Here is a 7,410-nt window from a genome sequence, read left to right on the forward strand (position 1 = left end):
GTGCTGGAGAAGGCGGGGCTGATCGCGCGGGGGCGGGAGGCGCAGTGGCGGCCGTGCCGGCTGGAGGCCGACCCGCTCAAGGAGGTGGCCGACTGGGTGGAGGGATACCGCCGCTTCTGGGAACGGAGCGAGGAGCGCTACCGGCGCCTCGACGACTACCTGCGCCAGGCCCAGGCGGCGCAGCCGACAGAGAGGACGGAGCGGAAGGAGGAGCCGGACGACCAGCAGGCACCATGACCGACGGCACCAGGAACGACCGCACCACCGATGAGAGGAGCGCCACATGAGCGACCTGAAGGTCGTCGCCGACCCCGGCACCCACGACATCGTCATCACCCGCAGCTTCGACGCCCCCCGCGAGCTGGTGTTCGCGGCCTACACCGACCCGGACGCGGTCCGGCAGTGGTGGGGCCAGGCGGCCAGCGACACCGTGGTCGACGAGCTGGAGGCCCGGGCCGGCGGCCGCTGGCGCTTTATCGAGCGCGACGGCGAGGGCAACGAGTGGGGCTTCCACGGCGTCTACCACGAGACCGTCGCCCCCGAGCGGATCGTCAACACCTTCGAGTTCGAGGGCATGCCCGGCCATGTGCTGCTGGAGACCACCACCTTCGAGGAGCGGGACGGCCGCACCCTCATGACCAGCCTGTCGGTGTTCCAGTCGGTCGCCGACCGCGACGGGATGCTCCAGTCCGGGATGGAGAGCGGGGCCGCCGAGTCCTACGACCGCCTCGACCAGTACCTGGCCAAGGCCCGATGACGGAGGCGACCGGCGGGCGCGCCGGGCCGGAGGGTCCGCCGCCGGCGGTGCTGGAGCGGTTCGCGGCCGGGAGGGTGGCCAGGCTGGCCACCCTCTCGGCCGCCGGACCCCGGCTGGTGCCGGTGACCTTCGCCTGGCACGAGGGGACGGCGGTGTGGGCGGTCGACCGGGTCAAGCCCAAGCGGGCCGGCCCGCTGCGGCGCGAGCGCGACCTGGCCGCCGACCCGAGGGTGGCGATGCTGGTCGACCACTACGCCGAGGACTGGGCGGCGCTGTGGTGGGTCGAGCTCCAGGGCACGGCCGCGTTCCTGGAGGGCCGGGCGGCCGAGGCCGCCCTCGACGCCCTGGCCGCCCGCTATCCCCCCTACCGGGACGCCCGGCCGCCCGGCCCGGTGGTGGCCGTGCGCCCGCGCCGGTGGGCGTGGTGGTCGGCCGCCTGATCCGGTCGAAATGTACGAACCCGTCCCGGAGATCGGGTTTATCTCCGTGTGGGGAGGGACATGCTAGGGTTGGCAGGCACTGACAGGTCCCGCCCTGTCCCCGCGGGCCGACCGCACCTCGTGGAGGTCGCCATGTCGTCCGCGGTTGTCGACTTTGGCGTCGACCCGATCGATCCTCCGGACCCCGCAGCGTCGCCCGAGACGCTCGAGGTCCGCCCGGAGGACGAGGTCGCCGTCCAGCGCGTCGAGCAATGGTTCCGCGACTACGCCCAGAGCCGTGACCCGGCCCTGCGCGAGCGCATCATCCTCTCCTACCTCGGCCTGGCCGACCGGCTGGCCGAGCGCTACCGGAGCAACCGGGCCGTCCCCCTGGAGGACCTGCGCCAGGTGGCCCGGCTCGGGCTGGTCAAGGCGGTCGACCGCTACCAGCCGGAGCGCGCCAACCCGTTCATCCCCTACGCCGTGGCCACCGTGGTCGGCGAGCTCAAGCGGCACCTGCGTGACGCCAGCTGGCGGCTGCGGGTGCCCCGCGGGACCAAGGACCTGGCCCTGCGGCTCTGCCGGGCCATCGACGAGCTGCCCCAGCAGCTCGGCCACTCCCCCACCGTGCCCGAGCTGGCCGAGCACCTCGGGGCCAGCATGGAGGAGGTCCTGGAGGCGATCGAGGTCGCCCAGACCCGCTCGGCGCCGTCGCTCGACCAGCCGGCCGGGGAGGACGGCGACGCGGTGCTGGGCGACTTCGTGGTCGACCGCCGCCACCGCGAGGAGCTGGAGGACCTGCTGGTCCTGCCCGAGCTGATCGGGCGGCTGCCGGAGCGCGAGCGCCAGATCGTCCTGCTGCGCTACGTCGACGAGCTGACCCAGGACGAGATCGCCGCCCGCATGCAGATCTCCCAGATGCACGTCTCGCGCCTGCTGCGCCGGGCCATCGAGCGCATGCGCAGCCAGCTCGTCGACCTCTGACGGCCGCCCCGGCCCGGGCCCGACCCCGGCGGGTTTGGAAGGCTTCCGGCTGGCAACGCCTCATCCCGGGAGGGCCGAGACCCCGCCCTCCTAGCCTCAAGGGTGCCGGTGTCAGGGCACCCTTGAGGCGCTACTCCTCGCCCGCCTGGGCCAGGTCGCCGTGGCGGCGGGTCCAGCGCACCCAGCGGCGCTGGGTGGGGGCGGCGTCGGGGTGGATGAAATGGGAGACCACCGGCGGGTCCTCGCCGACGTGGAACAACCGGACCCGGTCGCGGACGGCCAGGTCCTCGGCGGTGAACCGCTCGTGCTGGCGCAGGTGCTCGGCCCAGGAGCGGACCACGTAGGTCTCGACGAAGCAGCCCGGGTCGGCCACGTCCTCGAACACACCCCAACGGTAGGCGCCGTCGCGCCGGCGGACCCGGCGCATGGCCCGCATCGCGGTCGCGAACTCCTCGGCCCGGCCCGGGTCGATCCGGTAGCGGATCAGCACCAGCACGGGACCGTCCTCGGGGTCGGGGTCGACCACCGTCACCGGCTCCGGGCGGACCGACGGGGTCAGGTCGAGGGCGCCGATCCCCTGGAGGCGCCAGTGCAGCGCGGCCACCATCCCCAGGCCGAAGCTGGCCGCGGCCGCCAGCAGGGCCGTCCGCTCGCCCAGGCGACCCGCGGCCACCCCCCAGAGGGCGCTGCCGGCGGCCAGGCCGCCCTGGAACACCAGCAGGTACACGGCCAGGGCCCGGGCCCGGACCCACCGGGGCACGGCCGTCTGGGTGGCCACGTTGAACGAGGTCAGGATGGCCAGCCAGGCCAGCCCGGCGGCGACCATGGCCACGAACACCAGAGCCGGCGAGTCCAGCAGGGCAAGGGCCGCCGTCGCCAGGGCGAACAGGACGGTGCCGGCCACCACCCGCCGGTCGATGGGCACGGCCTGGCGCAGCTTCGGCAGGGCCACCGCCCCGGCCACCGACCCGATCCCGAGCGCGCCCAGCAGCAGCCCGAACCCGGTCGCGTCCAGCCCCAGGCGGCCCCTGGCCACCACCGGCAGCAGCGCCCACAGGGCGCTGGCGGGCAGGATGAACAGGGCCGTGCGGACCAGCACGGCCCGCAGCGGCGGGGCGAAGCGCACGTAGCGGACCCCGGCCCCGATCGCCCCCAGGACCTGCTCGCCCGCGCCCAGGTCGTCCTGGGGGCGGCGCCGCCAGCGCCACAGGACGGCCAGCACGCCGAGGTAGGACGCGGCGTTGAGCCCGAACACGGCGGCCGGCCCGGCCGCCGCCACCACCAGGCCGCCGATCGCCGGGCCGACCGCCCGGCCGATGTTGAACCCGGCCGAGTTGAGGGCCACCGCCGCCGACAGCTCCCGCCCGCCGACCAGCTCGGGGATGGTCGCCTGCCAGGCGGGGGCGTTGGCCGCGTTGCCCAGCCCGAGCATGAAGGTCAGGCCGAGGACGACCGCCGGGCTGGCCACCCCGAGCACGGTGGCCAGGCACAGCGCCGCCGCCGAGACCAGCATCCAGGACTGGGTGGCGAGCAGCATCCGCCGCCGGTCGAACACGTCCGCGGCCGCCCCGGCTGGCAGGGCCAGCAGCACGATGGGCAGGCTGATGGACGTCTGGACGAGGGCGACCAGGGCGGCCGAGCCGGAGACGGTGCCGACCTGCCAGACCGCCCCGACGCTCTGCATCCAGAAGCCGACGTTGGAGACCAGGGCGGCGATCCAGAGGGCCCGGAACACCGGCCGGGCCAGCGGAGCCAGCGCGGACGGCGGGGCGGGCCGGTCGGGGGCGGGGTCGGCGGCCACGGCGGCGCTCAGTGTAGCTTCGTCCCATGGCCTCCCCCATCGAGGACTACGCGCTGATCGGCGACACCCACACGGCCGGGCTGGTGAGCCGGGAGGGGTCGATCGACTGGCTGTGCCTGCCCCGGTTCGACTCGCCGGCCTGCTTCGCGGCCCTGCTCGGCGAGCGGTCCAACGGCCGCTGGCTGCTCGCCCCGGCCGGCCCCGTCCGGGAGGTCCGCCGCCGCTACGAGGGCGACACCCTGGTGCTGGAGACCGAGCACCACACCGACGACGGGGTCGTGCGGGTGGTCGACTTCATGCCCCCGCGCCAGTGGGACCCGGACGTGGCCAGGGTCGTCGAGGGGGTCAGGGGCCGGGTGCCGATGCGGATGGAGCTGACCATCCGGTTCGACTACGGCTCCATCGTGCCCTGGGTGCGGAACGTCGACGGGGCGCTGCACGCCGTCGCCGGGCCCGACTCGGTCTGGCTGCGCACCCCGGTGCCGGTGCGGGGCGAGAACTGGACCACCCTGGCCGACTTCACCGTGGCCGAGGGCGAACGGGTCCCGTTCATGCTCACCTGGCACGCCTCGCACCGGCCGGCCCCGCGCCACATCGACCCGATCCGGGCCCTTGGCGACACCGAGGCCTGGTGGGGCGAGTGGGCGAGCCACGTCGACTACCACGGCGGCTGGCAGGACGCGGTGCTCCGGTCCCTGCTCACCCTGAAGGCGCTGACCTACGCCCCCACCGGCGGGATCGTGGCCGCCCCGACCACGTCGCTGCCCGAGCAGCTCGGCGGCGTCCGCAACTGGGACTACCGCTACTGCTGGCTGCGCGACGCCACCTTCACCCTGTCGGCGCTGATGCTGGCCGGGCTGGCCGAGGAGGCCAAGGCGTGGCGGGAGTGGCTGCTGCGGGCCGTGGCCGGCCAGCCGCGGCAGATGCAGATCCTCTACGGCGTGGCCGGCGAGCGGCGGATCACCGAGCAGGAGCTGGACTGGCTGGCCGGCTACGAGGGGTCACGGCCGGTGCGCACCGGCAACGCGGCCGTGACCCAGTTCCAGCTCGACGTCTACGGCGAGGTCATGGACACCCTGCACCTGGGCCAGCACGTGGGCCTGGAGAGCGACGAGGCGGCCTGGGACCTGCAGCGGGCCCTGCTGGAGTTCCTCGAGACCAAGTGGCGCGAGCCGGACGAGGGCATCTGGGAGATCCGCGGCCCCCGGCGGCACTTCACCCACTCCAAGGTGATGGCCTGGGTGGGGCTCGACCGGGCCATCAAGGCGGTCGAGCTGCTGCGCCACGACGGCCCCGTCGACCGCTGGCGGGCCGTCCGCCGCGAGCTCCACGACGAGGTCTGCCGCGAGGGCTACGACACCGAGCGGGACAGCTTCGTGCAGTACTACGGGGCCGACCACCTGGACGCCAGCCTGCTCCTGATCCCGCTGGTCGGGTTCCTGCCCGCCGGCGACCCGCGGGTCAAGGGCACGGTGGCCGCCATCCAGCGCGAGCTGACGGTGGACGGGCTGGTCCACCGCTACCCGCCCGAGGGCTCCCAGGCGGTGGACGGGCTGCCGCCCGGCGAGGGGACGTTCCTGGCCTGCACGTTCTGGCTGGCCGACAACCTCGCCCTGATGGGCCGGCGCGAGGAGGCCCTGGCCATCTTCGAGCGGCTGCTCACCCTCCGCAACGACGTCGGGCTGCTGGCCGAGGAGTTCGACCCCTCCACCGGGCGTCAGCTCGGCAACTTCCCCCAGGCGTTCTCGCACGTCGCCCTCGTGAACACGGCCAACTACCTGTCCGAGGGACCGATGCCCGCCTGGGCCCGTCACACCCCCTGACCGGCTAGCGGACGCGCAGGTCCGAGGTCGGGGTGACCAGGCAGATCGGGTTCACCCAGTCGCCCTGCGCCACCAGCACGCGGCCCGAGGTCAGGGTGTTGTCGTCCCAGCGGATCGTGTAGAAGGCCACCGAGAACCACAGGCATGGCCGGTCCGGGTTGGTCAGGTCGCCCGCCTCCGGGGTCTGGACGTAGGCGATGCCGTTGACGTCGCCGGTGTTCACCGTGGAGGAGCTGGCGTGAAAGACCGGTTGGTCGCCGTCGTTGTCGTACAGCTCGACCCGGATGGCGATCCGCTTGGCGAAGCCGGCGCCGGCCCGGCGGATCTTGACCGCCTGGACGGCCGCCTGGATGTCGACCGCCTCGAAGTTGGTCCAGTCCGGCTCGACCCAGGTCTGGATCAGGACCTGGCCCTGGTCCGGGTTGCCGAAGTGGTTGACGACGGTCTGCTCCATGTTCTCCCTGGTCTCGCCGTTCTGGATGATCGCCGCGCGGGCGGTCTGCCCGGCCAGCAGCTGCCGGCGGGCCTTGGCCTCCTCCCGCGGACCGGCAACGGCCGGCGCGGCCAGGGCCAGCACCGTCGCGGTCACCAGGACCGCGAGCATCCGAGTGCGCATCTGTTCCCTCCCCCTCGACTGGGGCTGCACAAGGGCGACCGGACCGGTGGTGCCTTGCGAGAATGGGAACAGCCGCCCATGCGATGAAGGTCCGTTTGTACTGTATGCAGCAAGTCGTCGTCGAGGGACGTTCCGGTGGTTCTGGGGGTTCGCAACGAGTGAGCGAGGTGATCCGCGTCACACCGGAGGTGGCGATCCCGGTGGCCGAGCTCGAGTTCCGGGCCAGCCGGGCCTCCGGCCCCGGCGGGCAGGGGGTGAACACCACCGACTCGCGGGTCGAGCTCCGCTTCGACCTGGCCGGCTCGCCGTCGCTGCCGCCGGAGGCCAAGGAGCGGGCCCTGCGCCGGCTGGGCCCGCGGCTCGACTCGGGCGGCGTCCTCCGGGTGGTCGCCCAGGCCCAGCGCAGCCAGCTCGCCAACCGCCGGGCCGCCATCGAGCGGTTCGCCGAGCTGCTGGCCGCGGCCCTGTACACCCCCAGGCCCCGCCGCCCCACCCGCCCGACCCGGGCCGCGGCCGCCCGCCGGGTCGAGACCAAGCGCCGCCGCTCGGCCACCAAGCGCCTCCGGGAACGGCCGCGGCGGCCCGACGACGACTAGCGTCCGTCGGCCAGCTCGACCCTGACGGTGAGGGTGTCGGCGGGGTCGAGCAGGGCCAGGTCGGCGACGGCCCCGGCGCGGCGGAGGTCGCCGGCGACCTCGGCCAGGGCGGCCAGGCGGTCGGGGCGGTCGGCGACCTCGACCCGGCCGACCGGGGCGCGCAGCGACCGCCGGGCGGCGGTCTTGGCCCGGCGGACCTCGGCCAGGACGGCGGTGGCGGCCTCCAGGGCCAGGGGGTCCGGGCCCTCGACGCCGGTGGCGGCCCGCAGCGGGCCGCCCTCGGGCCAGAGGCTGCGGTGCACCGAGCCGTCGTGCCACCACGACCAGACCTCCTCGGTGACAAACGGCAGGAACGGGGCGAACAGGCGCAGCAGCACTGACAGCGCCGCGACCAGGGCGCTGTTGGCCGACGCC

The 7,410-nt window shown here is 74.4% G+C and carries 9 protein-coding genes; 6 read left to right on the forward strand and 3 right to left on the reverse strand.

What is annotated here, in order from left to right:
• From VF468_30320 to VF468_30335, 4 genes are all read left to right on the forward strand, one after another.
• Nucleotides 1-237: transcriptional regulator (locus VF468_30320; GenBank protein ID HEX5882581.1), on the forward strand; the 237-nt coding region annotated here is incomplete at its 5' end.
• 46 nt (nt 238-283) lie between these two features.
• Nucleotides 284-757 carry an SRPBCC family protein gene (locus VF468_30325; protein HEX5882582.1) on the forward strand — a complete coding sequence of 158 codons (474 nt, stop codon included), beginning with the start codon at nt 284-286 and terminating at the stop codon, nt 755-757.
• Nucleotides 754-1,197: a TIGR03668 family PPOX class F420-dependent oxidoreductase gene (locus VF468_30330; GenBank protein ID HEX5882583.1), complete on the forward strand. Its 444-nt coding sequence runs from the start codon at nt 754-756 to the stop codon at nt 1,195-1,197. Before VF468_30325 ends, VF468_30330 begins: the two co-directional genes overlap by 4 nt.
• Nucleotides 1,198-1,329: 132 nt before the next feature.
• Nucleotides 1,330-2,160 carry a SigB/SigF/SigG family RNA polymerase sigma factor gene (locus tag VF468_30335; GenBank protein ID HEX5882584.1) on the forward strand — a complete coding sequence of 277 codons (831 nt, stop codon included), beginning with the start codon at nt 1,330-1,332 and terminating at the stop codon, nt 2,158-2,160.
• Nucleotides 2,161-2,290: 130 nt separating this feature from the next.
• On the opposite strand, the gene VF468_30340 is transcribed toward VF468_30335, so the two are convergent.
• Nucleotides 2,291-3,961, reverse strand: a complete 1,671-nt coding sequence (locus VF468_30340) for an MFS transporter (GenBank protein ID HEX5882585.1) — start codon at nt 3,959-3,961, stop codon at nt 2,291-2,293.
• A 26-nt stretch (nt 3,962-3,987) separates the two neighbouring features.
• Between VF468_30340 and VF468_30345 the strand changes: the two genes are divergently transcribed.
• Nucleotides 3,988-5,784 carry a glycoside hydrolase family 15 protein gene (locus VF468_30345; GenBank protein HEX5882586.1) on the forward strand — a complete coding sequence of 599 codons (1,797 nt, stop codon included), beginning with the start codon at nt 3,988-3,990 and terminating at the stop codon, nt 5,782-5,784.
• Nucleotides 5,785-5,788: 4 nt separating this feature from the next.
• Here VF468_30345 and VF468_30350 read toward each other — a convergent pair whose 3' ends face one another.
• Nucleotides 5,789-6,400 carry a hypothetical protein gene (locus VF468_30350; protein HEX5882587.1) on the reverse strand — a complete coding sequence of 204 codons (612 nt, stop codon included), beginning with the start codon at nt 6,398-6,400 and terminating at the stop codon, nt 5,789-5,791.
• A gap of 158 nt (nt 6,401-6,558) precedes the next feature.
• On the opposite strand from VF468_30350, the gene arfB reads away from it, so the two are divergent.
• Nucleotides 6,559-6,996 carry an alternative ribosome rescue aminoacyl-tRNA hydrolase ArfB gene (gene arfB, locus VF468_30355; protein ID HEX5882588.1) on the forward strand — a complete coding sequence of 146 codons (438 nt, stop codon included), beginning with the start codon at nt 6,559-6,561 and terminating at the stop codon, nt 6,994-6,996.
• Here the strand turns inward: arfB and VF468_30360 are convergent.
• Nucleotides 6,993-7,410, reverse strand: a 418-nt coding sequence (locus VF468_30360; GenBank protein ID HEX5882589.1) for a class I tRNA ligase family protein, incomplete at its 5' end; no start/stop codon positions are given. The two genes, arfB and VF468_30360, sit on opposite strands and share 4 nt — an antisense overlap.

The organism is Actinomycetota bacterium (assembly GCA_036280995.1).
Classification (GTDB): Bacteria; Actinomycetota; CALGFH01; order CALGFH01; family CALGFH01; genus CALGFH01.

Excerpts from the sequence above, each read along its gene's own strand:
- VF468_30335 (HEX5882584.1), top strand. The coding sequence starts at position 1,330 with ATGTCGTCCGCGGTTGTCGACTTTGGCGTCGACCCGATCGATCCTCCG.
- VF468_30350 (HEX5882587.1), bottom strand. The coding sequence starts at position 6,400 with ATGCGCACTCGGATGCTCGCGGTCCTGGTGACCGCGACGGTGCTGGCC.
- VF468_30330 (HEX5882583.1), top strand. The coding sequence starts at position 754 with ATGACGGAGGCGACCGGCGGGCGCGCCGGGCCGGAGGGTCCGCCGCCG.
- VF468_30325 (HEX5882582.1), top strand. The coding sequence starts at position 284 with ATGAGCGACCTGAAGGTCGTCGCCGACCCCGGCACCCACGACATCGTC.
- VF468_30345 (HEX5882586.1), top strand. The coding sequence starts at position 3,988 with ATGGCCTCCCCCATCGAGGACTACGCGCTGATCGGCGACACCCACACG.